The following is a 22,032-nucleotide window of genomic DNA, read 5'->3' on the forward strand; positions in this document are numbered from 1 at the left end:
AAATTAAAACACCAATGGCCTTTTACAATAGCCACTGGTGTTTATCATATGTAGAAGCTAGCAACTGATTGCAGCTCCGATTCATAATTAGATTGTAACAGGTGTTGTTTGTTTAGCTAGCATATCTGCATAATCTTCAACCATTACACTTGCAGTTGGGAACATTCCTGCTCCTGGTCCTACAAGTGTTAGAGTACCGATGTAGTTTGTATCAAGAGCAACAGCATTATTAACGCCTTCGATTGAATAAAGAGGATGTTCTGGTCCGACTAACTCAGGCCCTACTTTGGCAATTAATTCTCCGTCTTCACCTAACTGCACATCTGCTACATGACGGTAACGTAAACCTTTAGCTGAAGCTTCTTCTACTTGCTCAGAAGTGATTTCAGTAATACCAATTACATCAACATCTTCCCATCTTGGTTGTTTACCAAATGCTAACGCACTAAGAATCATCAGTTTTCGGAATGCATCTTGACCAGAAATATCGTTATATGGATCTGCCTCAGCATAACCAAGATTTTGTGCATCTTTTAATACATCATCAAATGCTAGCCCTTCACTACGCATTTGAGTAAGGATGTAGTTTGATGTTCCATTCAAGATTCCTTGGATGTGGTGTACATCATTTACACGTAAGATATTTTGCATTGTTTTAATGACAGGAACACCACCAGCAGTTGTTGCTTCGTAGCCCACTTGTACGCCATATTGCTTCGCTTTTTCTTGTAAAACTAAACCATGTTTAGAGAACATTACTTTATTAGCTGTAATTACGTTACAACCATTTTCGATTGCAAGTGCTGAATATTTAAATGCTGGTTCTTCACCAACAATTGCTTCAAATACAACTTGTAAATCTGGAATAGCTAAAATCTCTTCAAAGTTATCTGTTATTAAATCTTGTGGTGCATTTGATCGTGGTTTAGTCACGTCACGCACTAAAATTTTAGCAATTTCAATATCTACTCCTAATGTTTCCTTAAACTGTTCACGCTTTTCATTAATGATATGATAAATGCCTTGCCCTACAGTACCAAATCCTAGAATTGCTACCTTTACTGCTGCCATATGATCGCCTCCAAAAATAATATTGCAATCTTACACTAAATCTCCAAATTGTATTTAAACTCCATCTAGTATTAATGACATAAAAGTCAGATGTTAAAACTCATTTTGTAGTTCCAATTCTGTCTGTTTTTCAGCATAATACCATATGATGTTGACTTCGAATTAATTCAGAGAAAAAGACATATCGCTATTTACTAATTATGTTGCTGTACAACTGTATTGAACCCCTTTACAGCGTATCTTCCCCATAATCCCCTTACGAATAGTTTTCAAATAGCGTTTAGCAATTTCATCAATTACTAATACACTGTGCTTCAATTTTTTTACTTATTGATGATTTTAGACTATAAATGAACAAATTACAAGAAAAATCTTTCCGGAGAGGACAATTGTTTTTTCTAGAAGGTCACTAAAGCTGATACTAACGATACTTTAACTGTATTTTAAATTTTGCTACATAATTTTTATAGTTTAAAAATAACGATTTAAAAAGAAAAAAGGACGACATAATGCCCCTCGTCATCCCTTGTCTTGATCTTTTCTATATATAAATACTTATTTAGCTACGACTGCTTCAGCCACTTTTGCAAAAGCATTATCTAGTGCTTCAATAATATCCTCAATTGCTTCTAAACCAATTGATAAACGTACAAGCTCTTCAGATACACCCGCTAAAACTAATTCTTCTGCACTTAACTGTTGGTGTGTTGTAGATGCCGGGTGGATAATTAACGAACGTGCATCACCCACATTTGCTACATGCGAGAATAACTCAATGTTATCAATTAATTGGCGACCAGCTTCACGACCACCTTTAATACCAAATGTTAATACTGAGCCGAAGCCATTTTTTAAATATTTTTTTGCATTTTCATGTGTTGCACTATCTTCAAAGCCATTGAAGCTAACCCACTCAACATTTTCATGACTACGTAGGTATTCAGCTACTTTTTGTGCATTCTCATTATGTCGTGGTACACGTAAATGTAATGTTTCAAGACCTTGAATTAACTGGAATGCATTGTCAGGACTTAATGTTGGACCAAAATCACGTAGCAATTGAACGCGTAAACGAGTTGCAAATGCAGCACTAGCAGCATCAACACCGTATCGAATACCATGGTAAGATGCGTCTGGCTCTGTATAGTCAGGGAATTTTCCCTGTGTCCAATCAAACTTACCAGCATCGACAGCGACACCACCGATTACTGTACCGTGTCCACCAATCCATTTTGTTGCAGAGTGCACTACAATGTCAGCACCGAACTCTATTGGATTTGAACCATATGGTGATGGGAATGTATTATCAACAATTAATGGAATCTCATTTTCATGTGCGATATTTGCCAAAGCTTCAATATCCACTACAGTTAAACTTGGATTACCGATTGTTTCCACATAAATCGCTTTTGTATTTTCTTGAATCGCTGTACGGAAATTTTCTGGATCCCTTTCATCTACAAAGGAAGTTGTAATGCCATAGCGAGGCAAAGTATTGGCTAACAAATTATATGTACCGCCATATAAACTACCTGAAGCAACGATATGATCGCCAGCACGCGCAATATTTAAAATTGAAAATGAAATAGCAGCCATTCCTGAAGATAATGCTACTGCTGCTGTTCCTCCTTCTAATAAAGCAACGCGTTTTTCGAATACATCGACAGTTGGGTTCATAATACGAGAATAAATATTACCGGGTTCTTCAAGTGCAAATAGTTTTTGAGCATGCTCCGTACTATTAAAAGCGTAAGCAGTTGTACGATAAATTGGTACAGCACGTGCACCTGTTGTTGGATCTGCCACTTGGCCACCGTGTAATAATAAAGTTTCAGGACGTAAATTTGTCATCATTCATTCCCCCTAAATGTTTTTTGAGATGGCAAATCGGAGGTGTGAGGAGGATTTTATGGAAAAATAAAAACCCCCTTCGCTAAGAAGAGGGTTGCATAAGCAATTTTTCCTCCCCTTATCTGTCAGATCCGATTAAAAATCTGTAGGAATTAGCACCATTGTGAGTTCGTCACTCACCGGTTGCTGGGCATCGCAGGGCCTATCCCTCCGCCGCTCTTGATAAGAGTATTTGATTCAGTTCCATCTTGTTGACAAGTATAGAAGATAAATCGAACTAATGTCAATACTTTTATTTGTTTTTTCTGAACATTAAATTTAATAGATACAACTTTTAGATAGATGAATTTATTTTAAGTAGACTTTAAAATATGTTAGCCTAAAGATAGAAAGTAAATATATATTATTTGGCAAAGGGGTTTCGGATAATGGCAAGAGAATTACTACGCAGTCACGCTTCTGTACGTAAATATACAGGCGAACCTATTTCTAAAGAAGTAGTTGTCGATTTAATTGAAACAGCACAAATGGCAGCGAGCTCGCATTTCGTACAAGCTTATAGCGTCATTTGGGTAACAGATGAAGATAAAAAGAAAAAACTTGGAGAACTTTCGAATAACGAATTCCAATTTGGAACAGCGGGTGCTTCATTTCTATTTTGTGTAGATTTTAAACGACTGCAAGTTGCTGGACAAAAAAATGGTGTTAAAATTATTGCTGATTCTGCGGAGAACGTACTTGTGGGTGTAGCAGATGTTGCTCTTTTCGCTCAAAACTTCGTAATTGCTGCTGAAGACCAAGGTTATGGTATTTGTTATATTGGTGGAGCGCGTAATAATCCAAAAGAAATTAGTGAATTATTTGGTCTTCCTGAATACGTATTCCCATTGTTTGCTATGACGATTGGTGTACCTACGAAGCGTAATGAAACAAAACCTCGTTTACCAGTTCAAGCTGTACTACATGAAAACAATTATAATTTAGAACAATATGACACATTATTAGATGAGTATGATGCAACAATGGAAGACTACTATGCAAGCCGCGGGTCTAATCGTAAAATGGCCAACTGGACAAAACAAATGGCGGATTTCTTAATAGAACAGCGTCGACCACATATTAACGAATTTTTAGCACAAAAAGGATTTAATTGGAAGTGATATATCGAGCTCTGAAATTAGGGATACCTAATTTTAGAGCCTTTTTTATGAGTTCAACCTATTATAATTTTTTCTACGCCTCATCTCTTTCACTTCGTTAGATCACTATTCATATTTCCACTAAAAAACCTGCCACTGTTTAGTGACAGGCAGGCATTTCATTTTATTCTTTGACTAAACCTTCGATTACTAGCTCTTTTACAGGTAGGAAGACTTCGCCTGAGTTGATATATTTCACTTCGACTGTGTCACCTTCTTGTAGATAAATTGCTAGTGGTACAACTTCTGAGTTCACACTATAGTTATCTTTGTTATCTAACATAAACGACACTGTTGTGAAGTCGCCACTTTTCTCTTTATAAACGCGGACAATTTTCCCTTTAATAGTAGCTTCCTCTTGCTTAGAGCTACCGTTTACTGAACTACCACCACGACTTAGGATAGCTTTATATTGTCTTAATGCCTCATTTGGAGTAGCTCCTGAAACTGAAAGCTCAGGATTAGCAGCTGAGACAATGAAATAATTTTGTAAGAAACCGTTTGAATCGAGCACTGGTGTTAACCAGCTTGCTTCACCATAGAAGTTGTAGATAATTGGCATTTGACCATGCCATTTTTTCTCGATAAATTTCTTCTCAATTATTTGTAATGCACCTTGAGAATCCATGTACGCTTCCTCTTGGTTTCCCGTGTAATACGTTGCCTCTCCAGTGCGGCCATTTGTTAATGAATAACCGAGCATTGAATCGACACCTTCTTTAGGACTTGTAAAATCAGTGAAGTAATACATATCACCATTTTCATCAAATATCGGGCTAACATTAGCTTCCGTTCCTTCATCTGAAGGTAATTTCACATCTTTTTTACCAAATTTACTATTCCAGAAACCGTGAACATAGTTACCGAAATAGCTATTCTGTAGGCTAACTGCTTCTGGTGAAACGGCACCATCGATAAACTCTGGAACATCTTTTAAAGCAAATGTCTGAGACTTACCTGTTTTAGCTTCGACCATGACAATACCTTCTGCATCAAAGCCATTACGCGCTGAGATGAATTTCCCATATGAACGAATGTAATATGGTTTACCATTATCATCTACTTCAAGTTGTGGCTCACCGTAGAAGATTTTCGTCGGATTTTCTAAACGAATATGACGCTCAACATTATTATTTAAAAAAGAAGAGGTTGTATATTTCATTTCTGATTTGATGAATTTTGGATTATCTGAAGAATCTGTAGCACTCATTTTAAAATAACCTGGAGTTACTTTCCCCTTTGTCCATTTAAAGAAGCTTGAGAATTCAACAGGCGCAATATACACAAATTCACCGTTTACCTTTTGAATTTGCAAACTGCCTAACTCATAGTAGCTTGTATTTGGTACTTGGCTAAATGCTTTTTTCATTTTATTTCGAGCAAATTTTGGAGGTACGCTTGCAGGCGTTTTTGTTTCATCGAATGCTTTCAGTTCCACCTTTTGTGTCATTTCAGCGGATGTGTATTTTTCGTTCGCATTAAATAATGGCGCTGCCAAAATATATACACCCAAACCTAAGCTTCCTAAAAACAGAACACCTTTTAAATTACGTTCCATTCCACTTGCAGACCAAGCTCCAAGCGCTGTTAAAACAATCATTACTGGCCATAAAAGTGTCCAATTTTGATCAATTATAAGAACATAATAAATTGTTGCTGTAGCTATAAATGCAACTATGAACACTAAGATAAAGAATTGGACCTTGAATTTAGCTTTTAAATCTCCATCTTTTGTTTTACTTGTTATCGGTACGATTAATAGTCCAGCTACCGCTGCAACTATCGCCGACATTATTAATGTAGCAATCATTTTGATCATCCTTTCACATATCTATTTTACGATACAATCTTCAGAAAGTTTCAGTTATATTTAATAATAGAAAGGTTTTATTTATTTTAAGCAAGAATACTCTTTAATGAAGGAGGTGAGAATATGAAACAAAAAATTCTCATTAGCTTAATTATTTTATTAGGCATCATTTATATTTTCTTTATACCTGCAGAACCCGCCAATATAAAACTTAGCTTTAAAGTAATTCCTATGCTTCTCATTATTTGGTTAGCTTCACTTCAAAAAGCACCGCCTAATACAAGTTATAAAAATTGGTTACTACTTGGTTTACTCTTTTGTATGATTGGTGACGCAACACTCCAATGGTTTTTATTTGGTTTAACTAGTTTTTTAATCGGTCATATTTGCTACATCGTTGCATTTGTACAACTTAAAGAAAAAGTGATTGCTAAGCCTGCAGCTATCCTTTTATTACTTTATGGTGGATTCATGATCATTTGGATTGCTGGTACTGTCTTTAAAACCGGAGATCATATTTTAGCCGTTGCAGTTGTTGCATACATCGCCGTTATTTTAACAATGGGGTGGACAGCTATTCAGACAAACACGAAGCTTGCTACATTTGGAGCACTATCATTTATTTTCTCTGATTCAATATTATCGATTAATATGTTCATTACTGATGTACCTTTTTCTCATGCACTTATTATGGTGAGCTATTATGGTGCTCAGCTATTATTTGCTATTAGTATTTCTTATTATTCCGTCATCCGAAAGAAAGTGTTAGAATAGTGACAATGCTTTTACAATAAGGGGGATATTCCAATATGAAAGAAACAGTGATTGAAAGACTAGTACGTTATGCACAAATTGACACACAATCTGACGCTGAAAGCGAAACAACTCCTTCAACTGAGAAACAATGGGATCTACTACATGTACTTGAGAAAGAATTAGCCGAAATCGGTATGACAGAAATCTCTCTTGATGAAAATGGATACCTATTTGCTACACTTCCAGCTAATTCAGATAAACAATTACCAACAATCGGTTTCCTAGCACACGTTGATACTACTACTGATTATACTGGTACAAATGTTAAACCACAGCGCCACGACAATTACGATGGTGGAGATATTCAATTAAATGAAAACACAATTCTATCACCAAAGAATTCACCTGAACTTGCTAATTATGTAGGTCAAACATTGATCACGACGGATGGTAATACATTACTTGGTGCTGATGATAAGGCGGGTGTTGCCGAAATCATGACAGCTATGGAATATTTAATTGCTAATCCTGATATTAAACATGGTAAAATCCGAGTTGCCTTCACACCTGATGAAGAAATCGGACGTGGACCACATAAATTTGATGTTGAAGCATTTAATGCTGATTTCGCTTATACAATGGATGGTGGTCCTTTAGGTGAATTACAATACGAAAGCTTCAACGCAGCTGGAGTAAAAGTAAAAACTTTCGGCGTGAGTGTACACCCAGGATCTGCTAAAGATAAAATGGTCAATGCTATTACAATGGCAATTAAATTCCAATCTTATATGCCTGCAGATGAAGTACCTGAAAAAACAGCTGGTCATGAAGGATTTATTCACCTAATGAACTTTAACGCCCACATCGAAGAAGCAAGACTTTCTTATATTATTCGATACTTTGACCGAGAAGAATTTGAATCAAGAAAACAATTATTTAAAGAAGCTGAAGCTAAAATTAAAGCTGAATTCGGTGAAGATGCCATTACTGTTGAAATAGCAGATCAATACTATAATATGGCTGAAAAAATTGAACCACAAAAAGATATTGTTGATGTAGCCTTCACGGCAATGGAAAATCTAGATATCAAACCTTTAATTTTGCCAGTTCGTGGTGGTACAGATGGTTCCCAACTATCGTATATGGGAATGCCTACTCCGAATATCTTCGCTGGCGGCGAAAATATGCATGGACGATTCGAGTATGTTTCTGCTGAGACAATGGTTAAAGCTACTGAAGTTATCATTGAAATTGTCCAATTATTTGAGCAACGAGCATAAAGCGTATTTATAGGTAGGTGATATTTTGAAGGAAATTGCTTTAGGAGTTTTAGCATCATTATTTTTTGCTGTAACTTTTATATTAAATCGAGTAATGGAGTTAGATGGCGGTAGCTGGTTATGGAGCTCATCATTACGTTACTTTTTCATGATCCCTTTTTTACTAGTTATTGTGATGTACCGTAAAGGCCTACAATCACTGACAAAGGAAATGAAAAAACAACCTAAAGCTTGGCTATTATGGAGCTTTGTTGGGTTCGTCCTATTTTATGCACCGTTAACATTCGCGGCTGCTTATGGACCGGGTTGGCTCGTATCGGGTACATGGCAATTTACAATTGTTGCAGGAGTATTATTAGCACCTCTATTCTTCATACGACTTGGTGAGAAAACAATACGACAAAAGATTCCTATCGTGTCTTTGCTTATATCGTGCATTATTTTAGTTGGGATTATATTAATTCAAATCCCTAGTGCTAAAACAGTTTCTATTGAAAGCTTAATGCTAGGCATCTTACCCGTTATTGTAGCAGCGTTTGCTTATCCACTCGGCAACCGTAAAATGATGGATGTGTGCGATGGTAACTTAGATACCTTCCAAAGGGTTCTTGGCATGACCATCGCTTCGCTCCCTGCTTGGATTATATTAGCTATTATTGCTCTGATAACAGTCGGGTTGCCTTCTGCTAGCCAAGTAATTAATTCACTTCTTGTTGGGATTAGCTCAGGTGTTATTGCAACTATCCTATTCTTTATCGCAACAGATCGCGTCCGTAATAACCAAGGAAAACTTGCAGCCGTTGAAGCAACACAATCGACCGAAATTCTATTCGTTATTGCAGGAGAGATGATTATCTTAGGTATTCCTTTACCGGAGCCACTCGCCCTATTCGGCTTAGCTGTTATCATCATTGGAATGTTCTTACATAGCTATTACACAATGTTGATGAAAAAAAAACAAACGTCCACTGTTTTCGGTTATCAAGATCCAAATTAAAAAAAGACAAATAAATAAAAGAGCGTTACATATTTTGTATGACTAATATGTAACGCTCTTTCCTTTTTATTAAACTAAAGCACCCGTTAGTTGAATAATACTACTTGTGAGATAAAGGTTTTTCTGGTCTATTAGGGCAATATTTGCAATTAGGATCACTACATTTAGATTCAATCCAACTATTACATTTAGGACAAAAATACGTATCAAAATCATCATAATAAACTAAATTAAACTTGCATTTAGAACAATATTTCTCTTGTTCAATTTGACCATAAAATTCAAAGTCATCTATTATGACTTTGCTATCTACTTCTTTTATTTTCATAAAAAACCTCCATAAAATTAATGAACCTGTTGCGTTAGTTCAATAAGAAATAGACTCCACTCCTTCTTGAAGTAAAGCACCCGTTAGTTGAAGAGTGGAACTTTGACAAATAATACAGATGGTATTATTCTTGTACCTTTTTAACCAATCCGATTGTATGTACTATTTTTTAAATCAAAAATTGCAAAAGAACCACATATGAAGACCCCTAAAATCATTATTGCTGTAAAAAACCAACCTTCTCCCCAAGTAACTATCAAAGAATATAAACATCCCAAAGCAACAGCTAATGAACCATATTTCGTTCTCCATTTATCTAGTTTCGATTGTTTTTTTTCTTCCAAAGTTTTCTTCCCCAATCCTGGTTGTTAGCACAATAGCGGTTGCTCTTACTGAACAAACGCACCCCATTAGTTCAATAAGACGAAATATTCAAAGCATAATAAACGAAACTTAACCTCTGACCATTCATTTCGAATTCTTCACTACTAGTACCTATTCTCTCAAATCCATTTTTCTCTAAAATTCTTTGGGATGCTATGTTATTAGTTGTTGTTTTGGCTTTGATCTGTTTTACGTCTTCGTTAGTTACTGTTTCTACTAATATTTTCAATGCTTTATTAGCAATTCCTTTACCAGTATGTGCTTTCCCCACCCTATAACCGAGGTAACCGATTTTATCAGATTCATCAATATCCACTAAATTTATTCTTCCTAGAATTGAGCTATCTTTATCTTTAATTAAATAGAAATATGAACCTCCTTTAACTTGTTCTTCAAGTAAAGTTTCATGTCTTTTTTTAAAAGTCTCAGGGTTATAGTATTCATCTCCACGCGTCGGAACCATTTCCTCGAAATAAATTCTGTTTTCAAGTTCAAAATTAAACAAATCTTCTGCGTCTGTCATATGTAATTTTTCAATAAATATATTCATTTATACAAACCACCATTCAATTTTAATAGATTTCTTCTTCAACTAAACTGCCCCGTTAGTTCAATAAGAAAATGGCTCTACACCTCCTTAAAGTAAAGCACCCTTTACTTTAAGAAGGTAAATTAATCCTATGAATCATTTAAAGGAAGCCAATCCAACTATGTCCTTCTGGGAATTGTTTTTTTAAAGATAGTTTAAGCCATTCCTTTTCTTTTGGTAATAGCAATGGGAGGATAGTTCGAAAGTCCTTAAAATCCTTTTCCCTCACTTGTTTTGAGCCAGCCTTATAAAGAAGCTGGACTTCTGGTTTTATATAAGGTGTACCATTATTTGTCCATTGGAATATTTCGTTCTTTCCTTTTTTAATAGACTTTTCTCTTCTATATATCCAATCATTATTTTCACTGTCAATAAGCATAATTTGAAATGTCCAGGGTGAATCCTCATTTTTACTAACCCATATATCATTTGTTGACTCTAAATACTCTCCATCTTTCCAAGGTTTGAGTTTGCCAGCCTCTGCTTTGTATAAAATCCAATCTACCTTTAGAGATTGGTACACAACTTGTTGCTCTTCTCGAAAAATAACTACATCTATATCACTGTGTTCTCTACTCTTTTTACCTAAATGTAAATCCAATGCCCATCCTCCCGCAATGCCCCACATAGATGGAATATGAGCGAACACTTCTTTAATTTCAATAACGGATAATGGTGACCAATTATCTATATCTGTTCTCAAGTTTTTTGACTCCTCAATTATTTTTTAGTATCACTTTAATATTCCCCTTATTGTACTAACCCTGCCCCGTTAGTTTAAGTACATCGCTTCACAATCTTTATAGTGATATTAACATAAATATCCAATAAAAATCATCTCACCTCTAATTAATCTATAGAGGCGCGATGATTTTTATTGTAGATGTAATCGGTAAGTACATGATTCTCCTTTTCTAGCCCTGTCTATAAAGCATTCTCTCCTTTAAGTCGCCTAAAGTTATAAGTAAATATAGAGTTCTTTCGAATCTTACAACAACTGTAAGAATAATTTTCCGATTTTTTGTAGTAAGGTATTCCTATGAATAAAAACGGGAGGCTAAATAGATGAATGCTTCGAATAAATTACTTGAAGTGAAGGAAGTACGTAAAGTTTTTGGTGAGGGACAAAATAAAACAATGGCATTAAAAGGCGTAACTTTTGATGTTTTACCAGGCGAGTTTCTTGGCATTATGGGTGCTAGTGGTTCAGGTAAGACTACGCTACTAAATGTAATCGCCACAATGATGAAGCCTACATCAGGAAAAATATTGCTAGACGGGCAAAATATTTCGTCCTTCAAAGGATCCCAACTGGCTGCATATAGAGGCGATCAAATAGGGTATTTATTTCAGCAATTTGAACTAATTGATAATCTAACGGCGAAGGAAAATATCATGCTGCCGTTAGCGATTCATGGGATTAATTTAAAGGAGCAGGAACAAGCTTTGCTGCAATTATCGAAACTATTTGGTATAGAAGAACTGTTGAATAAATTTCCGTCACAATTGTCTGGCGGTCAAAAGCAACGGGTTGCAGCAGCGAGAGCGCTTATTTCAAATCCTTGCATTGTGTTAGCGGATGAGCCGACTGGTGCGTTAGATACGAAAAACGCCAAGATTTTAATGAAGAAGCTATCTGAACATAATCAACAACAGGAGTCTACTATTTTAATGGTGACCCATGATGCGAATGCGGCTAGCTATTGCTCAAGAATTTTGTTTATCCAGGACGGTATCATTTTCCATGAACTGCGTAGAAATGTACCGGGCGAATCGCAGGAGGCGTTTTATGCGCGAATCGTTATGGTGATGGCGCAGCTTGCTGGAGGTAGTAGTAATGTTCTTTGACTTTGTGAAACACAATAGTCGCAAAACGCGGAAGGAAAACGGTGTGTATTTCGCATCGCTCATCGTATCAATTGTGGCGTTTTATGTGATCTTGTCGTTAGGTGAGCAAGATGTGATGCTGTATTTGAAGACGATTGAAAGTGATGCGGTAGAGCGATTGTTGTTATTAATTCCAGTGCTTTATGCAGTTTCATTAGTGTTCGTGTTTTTCCTCGTGTATTTTGCGAATCGCTACCAGCTGCAGCAACGCAGTCATGAGTTTGGCTTGTACTTAATGATGGGGATGAAGCAAAGTAAGCTGTTTCTCATGATCATGGGTGAAACGATTTGGAATGGCATTGTGGCCCTGTGTATTGGTCTGCCGATTTCATTGTTTTTAACAGAGCTTATTAATTTAACGACATCACGTTTAGTTGGCATGGGGATTATAGGCCATGCATTCCGTATTTCATGGACAGGCATTAGCTTGACGATATGTGGCTTCTTTCTTGTGCAACTACTAGCAATGCTTATTTTAAGCTTTACGATGAGCCGCAAAGAGCCAATTGAATTACTTCATGAGGAAAAGGAAAAATCGCAAAGTACAATGACGACTAAATGGGGCGCCGTGAGCTTACTGTCTGGAGTGGCTTTATTATTCGGGACGGTTTTTTTATGCATCGCTTACGGCATGTCAATTTTATATTTACGAAATTTTGATTATCGCGTATTTGCGCTGATTTTGCTTGTTGGTGTGTGTGGGACATTTATTTTATTCCGTGGCTTAGGAAGTTTGATTGGTGTTTATGTGAAGCGAAAAGGCAGCTCTTCAACAGGTTTGTCGATGTTTACGGCGAGACAGCTACAGGAAAATGTATTGCATCAATGGAGTTCACTAGCGATATCATCATTACTAATTTTAATGGCGATGGTTTGCTTCGCGTTTGGTACGTCGACAGCGTTAACGAATAGCGCTGTATCTAATCGAACGGTTGATTATACGTTTAATGGTAATGAAGATGAAATTAAGCCTTTGATTAAATCCGATGAGCTAGCACCTTACGTTGATAGTTATTATGGGATGGCGTTAAATAATTTCTACCCACCTGAAGATGAGCCAGTATTAAATTATCATTTTGCATGGATGGGCTTAATAGAAACCGTATCGAGTCAAAATGATTCAGAGCCAAAAGAGATCTTATTAAACAATTTATCGCTGCAAAATACGCCGTATTTTATTTCATTATCGAGCTATAATGCGATGCTTGAGGCAGCTGGAAAGAAGCCGATTCAGTTAGCTGATAATGAGGTGGCCATGTATACAAGTGACGATACAGGCGCTAGTTATGATATATTAAAAGATATATTGAAAAAGTGTCCGACTGTAGAAATAGCTGAAAATGAATACACATTATTGCCGACGTTATATTCGGATCAGATTGTGGCGGATAGAGCCATTACGTTAATGTATTCATTAATTGTGCCGGATTCATTATTCGAGCAATATTTTGTCGCTGATGAAACTTGGCTTTGGAATATGACGTTAAAAGACGAATTCATTGAAGAAAAAGGGCTTATGCAGGCGATGCTTGAAGTCGATCAGGTGCTTAATTCGACAGACTTGCAGTATGAGAGCTATCTTAGAAGTATGGGCAGACAGCTATTTTACACGGTAGCAGGCAGTTATACAACGTTTTATTTAGGTGTGATGTTTTTAATTATCGCCAATACGGTGCTAGGCTTAAACTTTTTAATGCAGCAAAGAAGTACGCATAGTCGCTATCAAACGTTAGCGATGCTCGGTGCAGATGTGGAATCAATTTGTATATCAGCACGCAAGCAAATTTGGCTATACTTCATCTTAGCTATTTCGGTTGCATTTGTTAGTGGAATTTTTGGCATTTGGTCTTTATTAACTGCCATGCCTACAACTGTTTTCAGTCTTAAAAATGGTATCGTCATTGGTTTAGTGGTGCTATTATTTATTTTAATTGAAGTTGGCTATATTCGAATGATACAACGAAAAAGTGATGTAGAAATTCGAAAGTTAAAAGAAATTGAGTAGAGGTGATGGCATGGCGAATATTGTCATTGTAGAGGATGACATTTTCCTACGCGAAGAATTACAAAATATTTTAGAAAAGAAGGGGTACTCTGTAGTGAGTATCTCTTCTTTTGATACACCTATTGAAGAAATCATCGCTGCCAAGCCCGGATTAGTCTTGTTAGATTTAAATTTACCTAACTTATCGGGTTTTCAAATTTGTCATACTTTAAAAATGAAAGGAATTGGTCCGATTCTAATTTTAACTGCTCGTAATCAGATACGAGATGAGTTGCATGCATTAGAGTTAGGAGCCGATGACTTTTTAACAAAGCCCTGTCATCCGAAACGACTCATTGCAAGAGTACAAAAGCTACAACAGCTATATGCCAAAATGCCGATGTTTTTAAATTGGAGAGATTTCCAATTAGATTTGAAGTCGAATGAATTATATATTGGTCATAATTCACTTTCATTATCTGAAAATGAGGGCGCAATTATGAAGCTTTTAATACAACATGCACCGGCAGTTGTGGAAAAGGAGCAGCTTTTCTATGAATTGTGGGGAAGTAGTGAATTTGTGGACGAAAATATACTACAAGTAAACATGACTAGACTTCGTAAAACATTGCATAAAGTAGGTATGTCACATCATATTAAAACGGTCAGAGGCGTTGGCTATCAATTAATAAGGAGTGAAACCCCTTGAGGCGATTAGATTGGCTCCATATTTTACTGCAATCGCGTCAGTGGATTTTACTCTTATGTGTAAATAGCGGTTTTTTTATTTTTTTAGCGTGGGTTGCGTATCCAGAGACTTTTAAACTTTTAGTTTTGAAGATGCTCATTTTTAATTTTGTAACCATTTTGATTGGTGTACTTTTTACATGGAAAAAACAACGAAAGCAAAGAAACACGTTTTATCAATTTTCAAAAGAGCCTTCCGCTGAGCATGAGGCTAAGTTGCTACAAGTTTTAGGTGACACACATAAGGAACCACTACATGATTTGGCTAATCAATTACGTCATCTATATGATGAATTACAAGATGCAAAGTACCAGTCAAAAGAATATGAAACCTTTATCGAAAGCTGGGTGCATGAAATTAAAACACCACTATCGTTACTTCATTTTATATTACAAAATAGGAAAGACGAAATGTCCCCGCTGGTTTATCAACGGCTAGATCATGCAAACATAACGATTCATGATCACGTAGAACGCATATTATTTTATGCAAAGCTACAAGCTGTGCATGTTGACTATAGCTTGAAAAAGGTCTCTATTGAGGAATGCTTTGAAGATGTATTACTAGAGCTACAATCGTTATTGGAAGAGCAGCATGTAAGTGTACATAAGGAGATAAAGGATATACCCGTTGTATCTGATGAAAGAGCGCTTCATTTTATTTTGATCCAGTTGCTTGTAAATGCAATTAAATATCGAAATGTAGATAGTGAGAGTGAAAGTTTGATTTGGCTAGAAACAGGTTTTGAACATGCCAAAGACAGATATTACGTTAAAGTAGCTGATAATGGAGTAGGTGTCTTGCAATCAGATTTGCCATTTATATTTGATAAAGGATTTACAGGAGAAATTAGCAATCAAAAGCAATCTACAGGGATTGGATTATTTTTAGTGAAAAAATTATGTGACGATTTGCAAGTTGAAATTGAGGTTGAGTCAAAATATAAGCGTGGTTTTACAATTCAACTGCTGTTTCCGAAGGTTAATAAATTTTTCTGAAATCTATTGGATGTAAAAGCAATGTCACCAAACTCTCGTTTAGGAATCTCTTACAGAAGAATTTTATTTAATAATTTGTCCCTATAACAGAAAGACACGCACTTTTACATGGGTGTCTTAAATCACTAAAAGTTTAATTTCAAAAGTATTTACTGTAATAATCCTGTCTTAGTTTTCCGCTTAGCTGAGCATATATCTTTGTAGGCTCACACTTTTCATGCCCAAGTAAACTTTGAATGACATCAATTGGCGCACCGTTATTAATCATATGCGTTGCATAGCTATGGCGTAGTTGATGGGGATGTATACTTTTTTTTATTCAAGCTCGGTTTGATATGCGTTTGATAATATATCTAAGATTATGACATGGTGTGGGAAATACTACAACGAGTACCAATGCTGCAGCTCAATATGTTGTTATAGATGCAAACAAGTTTTCATTAATGCCTTCTCAAATATCTCCTACAGAAGCTGCTGCATTTTCGTGTGCAGGAACCACCGCTCTAGTTACTTTAGTAGATAAAGGGAAATTAAAAGCTGGTGATCGAGTCCTTATACGCGGAGCAGGTGGTGTCGGTATTTTTGCTGTACAGATTGCAAAAGCACTTGAAGCCCATGTTACTGTACTCGGTTCAAAAGCCACAATGAACGAATAAATGAACTATGGTGCAGATAAAGTATTCGACTATCGCAAAACATCACCTGAAGAACTCGAATTGTTTGACATCATCTTTGATACCGTAGGAACCGAGCAGGATGCTTTTAGAAAGAAGCTTAAACCAGATGGAAAATTGCTCACAATTGTAATTAGTGTTTCAAAACTAATCAGCGTTGCTCTTTCTACACGGCACGGACAGCATCGAACTCGCGCGTTTCCCAATCGTAAAAACCTTACACACCTTGCACAGTTGGTCGATAATGGTGATATAGTTCCTGTCATCAATTCAATCTATCCTATGGAGCGAATTGTTGAAGCTCATCGACATGCTGAAAATCGGGGTATCTTAGGGAAAATTATTATTACTATACCTTAATCATGAACAAAGCGATGTCAAAGATAGAGCCATCCTGCAAAGGATGGCATGTTTATTTTAGATATAAAATGATTAATTTAACTTTAGTTGTAACGCCCACTTGTTAATTGAAAAAATGCAGCCAAAGCGTCGTTTTGGGGATATTTCTTTGTTTACCATTGAGAATCGGTATAAATCTGGCTAGACCCCTTATTCAACAATTTGGCCCGATTGTTGAACACAAGTTAAACAACACTCTTCAACTAAACTGCCTCGTTAGTTCAATAAAGAAAAAAAGAGCTGCATATGCAACTCAATAATCTTCAAGTAAAGCACCTCGTTAGTTGTATAAGGAGACTAAATAATAAAAGATGTAATTATTCATTAAACCTTCCCATGATTACGGTATTATAATATTTTCCATCTGATAGTAGCTTATCCTTCTTTAATACCCCTTCTTCTTCAAAACCATAGTTTTTATAAAGCATTATGGCTTTTTGATTGGTTTCAAGTACATTCAAAGTAATTTTCTTAATTTTGTTTGTATCAGCCCACCTAATTGTTTCTTTTAACAAGTTTGTACCAATGCCATATCCCCAGAAATCCTTAAGTATACAAACACCAAACTCAACTTTATGAGACATTCTTTTCAACTGATTGCCTTCACACCTTGAAAAGCCAACAATCTTATCGTTTGCTTTGCAAACTAAAAATAGATTATTAGGACTTTCGGTGTCTTCTTTGATTAGTTGATTAAAACCTACTTCATCTATGTACGCTTCGCCTTCTTCCCTATCCATATTTTCTGTTTCGCCATCTATCTGCAATCGCACTTCAGACAAGCTTTTTGCATCATCCTCTTTTGCTGACCTTATTACATAACTCAAATTACGAATATGAAATTCTATTGGATTTACTCTAATTACAAACTCCTTCTTTCTTAAACTATTCTGCTGCTTTACTTTAATACGTTTGAAACAAATAGAGGTTCCAATTTTAAATAAATTTTCCATTTGAAATAAGCATAAATCCATTTGGCTTATTAAACTAACCTGCCCCTTTAGTTGAATAAGAAAAAGAGCCGCCTAAGCAGCTCAACGATCTAACTAACGCACGGCATTAGCACAATGTGATTATAGTGGTGGATTTTCCACACCTAAATGAATCCAATCTTCTTTTGGTGGCCCATAAACCCCAAATGGTTTTATGCCTGCTTGACGCATAAGAACTGTAACTTGCCCACGATGATGAACAATGTGTTTGATTAGTCCCATAATAATCATAGCATTTGATTCTTCTCTCCCAAATGCAATTTGCACTTGCTTTAGAGTTTCATCCGTCCATTGTTCTTCAATCATTTTTGCTGAATATGAGCTTACATTTTTAAATGTCTCAGCAATTTCTTTTGCTGAAGTTGGGACGTCTTCTGCGTTTTTTACCACATCGATTTTTAACCCGAAATTAGCTAAGTATTCTGGAATACTTGTTGTTAAATGCCACGCAATTCTTCCTAAAGTACGACCTTCTGGATAAACTAATTGTTCTAATGAATCATCTGTCAAACCATCCAAAACGTTTTGAGTTAGCATAGATTCCTTATTCCATTCTTTGATAAAATCTGAAATCGTTACATACATAAATATTTCCTCCTAAATCCATTCAATAAATCACAATCATTTGTTATTGGATATACATCTTAGAACACTTGTTCTTATATGTCAAGTTTCCTTCTTCAACTAACCAGCCCCATTAGTTGAACAAGAAAAAAGAGCTGTCTGAACAGCTCAACGATTTTTTGCTAAAGCCCCTGTTAGTTGAATAGCATTTTACTTCTATTACATTTTTAGAAGAAATGTTTACCAGTCATAAAAAAATTATCTTTACCACTATAAGTCCACTTACCGATTTTATATGTTATCTATCCAATTTATTCAGCAATATGTCCCAATGGACTATCAATTTCTATTTTGAATCGACAAGATATAGATTGCTTTTAATTTATCCATATTAACCATATAATGAAGAAACTAATTAAAAAAGAGGTTAAAAAATGAAACATAATCCTTTGCACCAATGGCAAAAAGAACATAATAAACGGGTAAAAAATTTCCATAAAAATCACGCGTTAAAAATAGAACGTAGTGAGAATGGAAACGGGTTGTTAGCTAAATGGGAAAGATTTGTCTACAATAAAGGAAAAGCTCTTTATAAAGGTTCCAGATAAACTTTTATAAATTAACTGTTCCTTTTTAGGACAGTTTTTTTGATTATTGATATATGCATTGTTACACGCTTTGTTTCAACTGTGACATAAAAAAAATGGCAGTTCCATATCTCTTATTCAACTAAGGATTTCAGACCCATTTTTAAGAACATGTTGTAATAGAATTTAACAAGATTAAAATACCTTATGCATTGATATTGAGGAGGTCGTATAACCCAACTTTTTATAAAGATTCAGTGCAGCATCGTTGCTGCCAAATACACTTAAAGCAAGAGAATTCATACCAAGTTCTTTGATTCTAATTTGCAGTTCCTCTAAAACTCTAGTTCCGTAGCCTTTTTTTCTATACGCTTCTTCAATATAAATATGATAAAGGTATGCCCGATTAATTTCCGTATTTACACTATACCAGAGAACTCCTATTTTTGTTTCCATGTCAGTGTCCCAGATATTGTATAAAAATTGACCCTCTGTAGATAACCCATTAGAAAATATACCATTCATCATCATTTCAGATTCTTCTATTGCATTATCTAGAGAAAGAGTGTAATTACTCGAAATTTCTTTAGCGTAATTCGGAATCATAAAATCTAGATACTTTTCAAATTCTTGATTATTAAATTTTTCAAACTTAATCATTTTATATCCCCTTAATTAACAATATCGCTAATTCATTAGATTTTATTCTTTAAAATAAGTAAGTAAAGTGAACATAGCAGTTATTTAGATTGCAATAGACAAATGATTAGCAGAGTTCATTTATACAGATAAGTTTATCTTATTTCAATTGTCTTTGTCACCAAAATAAACCTATTTTACCAGATATATATTTTTAAATTAGCGACATCCTTAAAGTTATCCTTATTGAACTAACCTGCCTCGTTAGTTCAATAAGAAAAAAGGAGCTACCTATTTATTAAATCCTCACCCCTTAATTAGATTTTTTTAGTTTAGGTACGCCTTTAATGATCCAATAAATTAATACGCCTGAAATTGTTATTGCTATAACTTTATTTAAAGTATTCGGTTCCCCTAGTATCATTTCAAGTAATTGGTCATACATTGGAATATTTAACCACATAAGTAATCCATTCAGTATAAACAGCCCAATTACAATACTAAATATATAAAATAGACTGTATTTCTTCATCACACTTTCAACTCCTTTAAATTTAGTCCGTTGCTTGAATGACTCTCATATTTTAACTACTTCTACAACCCTCCTAAAATACCTGCTTATTCCATTAACCTGCCCCGTCAGTTCAATAAGAAAAATGTTTCACTCTTTCTTGAAGTAAAGTACCCGTTAGTTATAGTATGATTCTTCACAAATTCTTGGTTATTCGTAATAAGTAGTGAAAAAAAGAGGCATCCTAATGAAAGGATGCCTCTTTTTTTTGGTTACATCATTAAAAATTAAAGTTTTACGATGTTTGTAGCTTGTGGTCCACGTTGGCCTTCTTCTATTGAGAATTCAACTTTTTGACCTTCTTCAAGTGTTTTAAAACCGTCACCTTGGATAGCTGAGAAGTGAGCGAATACGTCGTTTCCGCCTTCTACTTCGATAAATCCAAAACCTTTTTCTGCGTTAAACCATTTTACTGTACCTTGTGTCATGAAATGACCTCCATTAATTGTATTAAATAATATCATATTTTTTCATAAGAAAAAAAATGCACATTTATTTTAAAATGAAAAATTATATTTGTCTAGTGTAAAAGAGAAATTATTAATAGTACTCACATAGTTAATAAGATTAATTCTGAAGATACTTCAGAATTAAGTACTACCTCGATCTCCTATCTACAACAAAGCATTACACGCTTCTCAAAACACCCAAATCTCCTCTTTTATTTGTTGGCAACTATCATGCAATTACGTCAAGGAGACTTTGATCTTTAATCCTCCTGCACAAAGAAACAAAAAGAATAGGGAAGAAAATAAATAGATTAAATAAGTTACTGTAATCACAGGGCTGAACCGTGGTTACTATACTTTTCCATTTACAGAGTAGGGACAATTCAGTCTGTCACTAACCTGCCTTTTTAGTTGAACAATAAAAAAGCTGTCTGAACAGCTCAGATCTTCTACTAAAGCTCTCCCGTTAACTTAACAAGAAAAGCTAATTATTAGAAAGCTCATTTAACCAAGTTTTATTCCATTGAAAATATAATTCGTTACTATCTGTTTGTGTAAATATATGTTTCGGATAAGGTAAAGCTAGTTCTGGCATATTATCTGGATTAAAGTACTGAAGCTTATTAGTTTCAGTATCTATTGGATACAGTTCTCCACCTTGAATATCACACTCAAACATAAAAATGTTATACTCCACTTTATGCCCGTTCGGATATTCGTAACGGAACTTTTCCCCACCAAATATCGCCATTAATCTCTTTGGAACCACATATAATCCTGTCTCTTCCCACACCTCACGTACAACAGCTTGTGCGGGTGCTTCACCAATTTCTATTGCTCCTGCTGGGAGACTCCATTTCTCACCATTACCTTTATTCTGCAACAAAATTTCTCCTTGTTTATTTCGAATAATTCCTGCTACACAAGGCATAAAAATTAATTCACTACCAACTTTTTCTCTAAGTTCCTGATAGAAGTTAGACATCCCCATATTTAGTTACCACCTTAATAAAAATAGTCTCAATAAAAGTTCTATAAGGTGTTTAAATTACCCTCTTTTTTTCAACTAACCTGCTGCGTTAGTTGAACAAGATAAAAGGCTTGCCTAAGCAACTCTTTGTTCTTTAACTAATGCACTCGTAAGTTAAAAATAAAAAATTAAATATTTTCGTTTTTGCGCCATTTATCTTCTCCCATAATCCTATCAATGATATGATTATCTGCCAAAGCCGCTAGAGGAGTATATGTAATTTAATAACATAATCTCTGATACGG

The 22,032-nt window shown here is 35.3% G+C and carries 25 protein-coding genes and 1 riboswitch; of the genes, 11 read left to right on the top strand and 14 right to left on the bottom strand.

All coding sequences use genetic code 11. The features are described 5' to 3' along the window. Positions 1-87 precede the first annotated feature (87 nt). Positions 88-1,071: a homoserine dehydrogenase gene (locus MHH85_RS17995; protein ID WP_193738214.1), complete on the bottom strand. Its 984-nt coding sequence runs from the start codon at positions 1,069-1,071 to the stop codon at positions 88-90. A 555-nt stretch (positions 1,072-1,626) separates the two neighbouring features. Next, positions 1,627-2,922: an O-acetylhomoserine aminocarboxypropyltransferase/cysteine synthase family protein gene (locus MHH85_RS18000; protein WP_340708198.1), complete on the bottom strand. Its 1,296-nt coding sequence runs from the start codon at positions 2,920-2,922 to the stop codon at positions 1,627-1,629. 115 nt (positions 2,923-3,037) lie between these two features. After that, a riboswitch (SAM riboswitch) is annotated at positions 3,038-3,151 on the bottom strand. A gap of 199 nt (positions 3,152-3,350) precedes the next feature. Between MHH85_RS18000 and nfsA the strand changes: the two genes are divergently transcribed. Beyond that, positions 3,351-4,082 (top strand): oxygen-insensitive NADPH nitroreductase, encoded by a 732-nt coding sequence (gene nfsA / locus MHH85_RS18005; protein ID WP_340707949.1) that lies wholly within the window; start codon positions 3,351-3,353, stop codon positions 4,080-4,082. 163 nt (positions 4,083-4,245) lie between these two features. On the opposite strand, the gene MHH85_RS18010 is transcribed toward nfsA, so the two are convergent. Further along, positions 4,246-5,931: a hypothetical protein gene (locus MHH85_RS18010; RefSeq protein ID WP_340707950.1), complete on the bottom strand. Its 1,686-nt coding sequence runs from the start codon at positions 5,929-5,931 to the stop codon at positions 4,246-4,248. A 123-nt stretch (positions 5,932-6,054) separates the two neighbouring features. Here MHH85_RS18010 and MHH85_RS18015 point away from each other — a divergent pair, with 123 nt between their 5' ends. Genes MHH85_RS18015 through MHH85_RS18025 form a run of 3 tightly spaced genes read left to right on the top strand, consistent with a single transcriptional unit; the run spans position 6,055 to position 8,964 of the window. Further along, positions 6,055-6,705, top strand: coding sequence for a lysoplasmalogenase (locus MHH85_RS18015; protein WP_340707951.1), 651 nt, complete (start codon positions 6,055-6,057; stop codon positions 6,703-6,705). 35 nt (positions 6,706-6,740) lie between these two features. Beyond that, positions 6,741-7,967, top strand: a complete 1,227-nt coding sequence (gene pepT, locus MHH85_RS18020) for a peptidase T (RefSeq protein WP_340707952.1) — start codon at positions 6,741-6,743, stop codon at positions 7,965-7,967. Between the two features lie 25 nt (positions 7,968-7,992). Continuing rightward, a complete protein-coding gene (locus tag MHH85_RS18025) occupies positions 7,993-8,964 on the top strand; it encodes a DMT family transporter (protein ID WP_193738208.1) in 972 nt (323 codons plus the stop codon). A gap of 100 nt (positions 8,965-9,064) precedes the next feature. Here the strand turns inward: MHH85_RS18025 and MHH85_RS18030 are convergent, their stop codons facing one another. From MHH85_RS18030 to MHH85_RS18045, 4 genes are all read right to left on the bottom strand, one after another. Further along, positions 9,065-9,292, bottom strand: a complete 228-nt coding sequence (locus MHH85_RS18030) for a hypothetical protein (RefSeq protein WP_053419245.1) — start codon at positions 9,290-9,292, stop codon at positions 9,065-9,067. A gap of 140 nt (positions 9,293-9,432) precedes the next feature. Next, positions 9,433-9,636 (bottom strand): hypothetical protein, encoded by a 204-nt coding sequence (locus tag MHH85_RS18035; protein ID WP_340707953.1) that lies wholly within the window; start codon positions 9,634-9,636, stop codon positions 9,433-9,435. Positions 9,637-9,707: 71 nt separating this feature from the next. After that, positions 9,708-10,226 carry a GNAT family N-acetyltransferase gene (locus MHH85_RS18040; RefSeq protein ID WP_038183409.1) on the bottom strand — a complete coding sequence of 173 codons (519 nt, stop codon included), beginning with the start codon at positions 10,224-10,226 and terminating at the stop codon, positions 9,708-9,710. Between the two features lie 139 nt (positions 10,227-10,365). Next, positions 10,366-10,968, bottom strand: coding sequence for a nucleotidyltransferase domain-containing protein (locus tag MHH85_RS18045; RefSeq protein ID WP_340707954.1), 603 nt, complete (start codon positions 10,966-10,968; stop codon positions 10,366-10,368). 362 nt (positions 10,969-11,330) lie between these two features. Between MHH85_RS18045 and MHH85_RS18050 the strand changes: the two genes are divergently transcribed. The 4 genes from MHH85_RS18050 to MHH85_RS18065 are packed head-to-tail and all read left to right on the top strand — an operon-like array spanning position 11,331 to position 15,882. Continuing rightward, entirely contained in the window at positions 11,331-12,113 is a 783-nt protein-coding gene (locus MHH85_RS18050; protein ID WP_340707955.1) for an ABC transporter ATP-binding protein, read from the top strand. After that, positions 12,103-14,157 (top strand): ABC transporter permease, encoded by a 2,055-nt coding sequence (locus MHH85_RS18055; RefSeq protein ID WP_340707956.1) that lies wholly within the window; start codon positions 12,103-12,105, stop codon positions 14,155-14,157. The genes MHH85_RS18050 and MHH85_RS18055 overlap by 11 nt, the downstream gene beginning before the upstream one ends. A gap of 10 nt (positions 14,158-14,167) precedes the next feature. Next, the gene (locus tag MHH85_RS18060) at positions 14,168-14,845 is read left to right on the top strand and encodes a response regulator transcription factor (protein WP_340707957.1); all 678 of its coding nucleotides are present in this window, start codon (positions 14,168-14,170) and stop codon (positions 14,843-14,845) included. Next, on the top strand, positions 14,842-15,882 hold the full coding sequence (locus tag MHH85_RS18065) for a sensor histidine kinase (RefSeq protein WP_340707958.1): 1,041 nt from the start codon (positions 14,842-14,844) through the stop codon (positions 15,880-15,882). The genes MHH85_RS18060 and MHH85_RS18065 overlap by 4 nt, the downstream gene beginning before the upstream one ends. A 139-nt stretch (positions 15,883-16,021) precedes the next feature. On the opposite strand, the gene MHH85_RS18070 is transcribed toward MHH85_RS18065, so the two are convergent. After that, positions 16,022-16,201 carry a tyrosine-type recombinase/integrase gene (locus MHH85_RS18070; RefSeq protein ID WP_445684129.1) on the bottom strand — a complete coding sequence of 60 codons (180 nt, stop codon included), beginning with the start codon at positions 16,199-16,201 and terminating at the stop codon, positions 16,022-16,024. 52 nt (positions 16,202-16,253) lie between these two features. On the opposite strand from MHH85_RS18070, the gene MHH85_RS18075 reads away from it, so the two are divergent. Both MHH85_RS18075 and MHH85_RS18080 read left to right on the top strand, forming a co-directional pair. Continuing rightward, positions 16,254-16,538: a hypothetical protein gene (locus tag MHH85_RS18075; protein WP_340707960.1), complete on the top strand. Its 285-nt coding sequence runs from the start codon at positions 16,254-16,256 to the stop codon at positions 16,536-16,538. After that, positions 16,539-16,916, top strand: a complete 378-nt coding sequence (locus MHH85_RS18080; protein ID WP_340707961.1) for a zinc-binding dehydrogenase — start codon at positions 16,539-16,541, stop codon at positions 16,914-16,916. A gap of 356 nt (positions 16,917-17,272) precedes the next feature. On the opposite strand, the gene MHH85_RS18085 is transcribed toward MHH85_RS18080, so the two are convergent. Next, entirely contained in the window at positions 17,273-17,908 is a 636-nt protein-coding gene (locus tag MHH85_RS18085; protein ID WP_445684116.1) for a GNAT family N-acetyltransferase, read from the bottom strand. Between the two features lie 120 nt (positions 17,909-18,028). Further along, a complete protein-coding gene (locus MHH85_RS18090; protein ID WP_340707962.1) occupies positions 18,029-18,532 on the bottom strand; it encodes a DinB family protein in 504 nt (167 codons plus the stop codon). A gap of 413 nt (positions 18,533-18,945) precedes the next feature. On the opposite strand from MHH85_RS18090, the gene MHH85_RS18095 reads away from it, so the two are divergent. Then, positions 18,946-19,119, top strand: a complete 174-nt coding sequence (locus tag MHH85_RS18095) for a hypothetical protein (RefSeq protein WP_193738203.1) — start codon at positions 18,946-18,948, stop codon at positions 19,117-19,119. 174 nt (positions 19,120-19,293) lie between these two features. On the opposite strand, the gene MHH85_RS18100 is transcribed toward MHH85_RS18095, so the two are convergent. The 4 genes from MHH85_RS18100 to MHH85_RS18115 all read right to left on the bottom strand — a co-directional run bounded on the left by MHH85_RS18100 (position 19,294) and on the right by MHH85_RS18115 (position 21,748). Then, on the bottom strand, positions 19,294-19,758 hold the full coding sequence (locus MHH85_RS18100; protein WP_340707963.1) for a GNAT family N-acetyltransferase: 465 nt from the start codon (positions 19,756-19,758) through the stop codon (positions 19,294-19,296). 292 nt (positions 19,759-20,050) lie between these two features. Continuing rightward, entirely contained in the window at positions 20,051-20,272 is a 222-nt protein-coding gene (locus tag MHH85_RS18105; RefSeq protein WP_340707964.1) for a hypothetical protein, read from the bottom strand. Between the two features lie 263 nt (positions 20,273-20,535). Next, a complete protein-coding gene (locus MHH85_RS18110; RefSeq protein WP_193738200.1) occupies positions 20,536-20,736 on the bottom strand; it encodes a cold-shock protein in 201 nt (66 codons plus the stop codon). Between the two features lie 505 nt (positions 20,737-21,241). Further along, a complete protein-coding gene (locus MHH85_RS18115) occupies positions 21,242-21,748 on the bottom strand; it encodes an NUDIX hydrolase (RefSeq protein ID WP_340707965.1) in 507 nt (168 codons plus the stop codon). Between the last annotated feature and the right edge of the window lie 284 nt (positions 21,749-22,032).

The organism is Viridibacillus sp. FSL E2-0187, from assembly GCF_038006425.1.
In the GTDB taxonomy this organism is placed as follows: domain Bacteria; phylum Bacillota; class Bacilli; order Bacillales_A; family Planococcaceae; genus Viridibacillus; species Viridibacillus arvi.

Bases quoted from the DNA above. Each gene is read 5' to 3' on its own strand.
- MHH85_RS17995 (WP_193738214.1), bottom strand. From the start codon at position 1,071: ATGGCAGCAGTAAAGGTAGCAATTCTAGGATTTGGTACTGTAGGGCAA.
- MHH85_RS18000 (WP_340708198.1), bottom strand. From the start codon at position 2,922: ATGACAAATTTACGTCCTGAAACTTTATTATTACACGGTGGCCAAGTG.
- nfsA (WP_340707949.1), top strand. From the start codon at position 3,351: ATGGCAAGAGAATTACTACGCAGTCACGCTTCTGTACGTAAATATACA.
- MHH85_RS18010 (WP_340707950.1), bottom strand. From the start codon at position 5,931: ATGATTGCTACATTAATAATGTCGGCGATAGTTGCAGCGGTAGCTGGA.
- MHH85_RS18015 (WP_340707951.1), top strand. From the start codon at position 6,055: ATGAAACAAAAAATTCTCATTAGCTTAATTATTTTATTAGGCATCATT.
- pepT (WP_340707952.1), top strand. From the start codon at position 6,741: ATGAAAGAAACAGTGATTGAAAGACTAGTACGTTATGCACAAATTGAC.
- MHH85_RS18030 (WP_053419245.1), bottom strand. From the start codon at position 9,292: ATGAAAATAAAAGAAGTAGATAGCAAAGTCATAATAGATGACTTTGAA.
- MHH85_RS18040 (WP_038183409.1), bottom strand. From the start codon at position 10,226: ATGAATATATTTATTGAAAAATTACATATGACAGACGCAGAAGATTTG.
- MHH85_RS18050 (WP_340707955.1), top strand. From the start codon at position 11,331: ATGAATGCTTCGAATAAATTACTTGAAGTGAAGGAAGTACGTAAAGTT.
- MHH85_RS18055 (WP_340707956.1), top strand. From the start codon at position 12,103: ATGTTCTTTGACTTTGTGAAACACAATAGTCGCAAAACGCGGAAGGAA.
- MHH85_RS18060 (WP_340707957.1), top strand. From the start codon at position 14,168: ATGGCGAATATTGTCATTGTAGAGGATGACATTTTCCTACGCGAAGAA.
- MHH85_RS18080 (WP_340707961.1), top strand. From the start codon at position 16,539: ATGAACTATGGTGCAGATAAAGTATTCGACTATCGCAAAACATCACCT.
- MHH85_RS18085 (WP_445684116.1), bottom strand. From the start codon at position 17,908: ATGGAAAATTTATTTAAAATTGGAACCTCTATTTGTTTCAAACGTATT.
- MHH85_RS18090 (WP_340707962.1), bottom strand. From the start codon at position 18,532: ATGTATGTAACGATTTCAGATTTTATCAAAGAATGGAATAAGGAATCT.
- MHH85_RS18095 (WP_193738203.1), top strand. From the start codon at position 18,946: ATGAAACATAATCCTTTGCACCAATGGCAAAAAGAACATAATAAACGG.
- MHH85_RS18100 (WP_340707963.1), bottom strand. From the start codon at position 19,758: ATGATTAAGTTTGAAAAATTTAATAATCAAGAATTTGAAAAGTATCTA.
- MHH85_RS18110 (WP_193738200.1), bottom strand. From the start codon at position 20,736: ATGACACAAGGTACAGTAAAATGGTTTAACGCAGAAAAAGGTTTTGGA.
- MHH85_RS18115 (WP_340707965.1), bottom strand. From the start codon at position 21,748: ATGGGGATGTCTAACTTCTATCAGGAACTTAGAGAAAAAGTTGGTAGT.